This is a genomic window from Thiocapsa sp. UBA6158 (genome assembly GCF_002423035.1).
GTDB lineage: Bacteria > Pseudomonadota > Gammaproteobacteria > Chromatiales > Chromatiaceae > Thiocapsa.
Map to the genome: position 1 here is coordinate 1 of NZ_DIUM01000074.1, position 600 is coordinate 600.

A 600-nucleotide genomic window follows, 5' to 3' on the forward strand; every position below is an offset into this window, starting at 1 on the left:
GTTGTAGCCGTTCCAGGGCATGAAGGCGACCCGCAGGTTCTGCCCCAGGGCCAACTCGCCCATGTCAGTGGAAGGACCGTCGGCCATGACGTCGTCCACAGCAACGACATCGCCCGGCTTCACCAGGGGGCGCTGATTGATGCAGGTATTCTGGTTGGAACGCGTGTACTTGGTCAGGTTGTAGATGTCCACGCCGGGGATGCCGGGGACGGCCTCGTCGTCGTTGACTCGCACCACGATGCGCGCGGCATCGACCGATTCGATGACACCGCCGCGACGCGCGACCACACAGACGCCCGAGTCCTTGGCAACCACGCGCTCCATCCCGGTGCCGATCAGCGGCTTCTCGGCCCGCAGTGTCGGAACCGCCTGGCGCTGCATGTTCGAACCCATGAGGGCCCGGTTCGCATCATCGTGCTCGAGGAANNCGTGCTCCAGGAAGGGGATCAGGGACGCGGCCACCGAGACGATCTGACGCGGCGAGACGTCCATGAACTGGACCTCCTCGGGGGCCCGCATCGTAAACTCGTTGGCATGACGGCATGACACCAACGCGTCGGTCAGGCGACCCTCGTCGTCGAGCGTGGCGTTGGCCTGCGC

1 pseudogene is annotated in these 600 nt (G+C 65.4%); it reads right to left on the bottom strand.

What is annotated here, in order from left to right:
* Positions 1-549 (bottom strand): annotated as a pseudogene (gene rpoB, locus B4N44_RS11080) (DNA-directed RNA polymerase subunit beta); the annotation flags it as partial.
* Between the last annotated feature and the right edge of the window lie 51 nt (positions 550-600).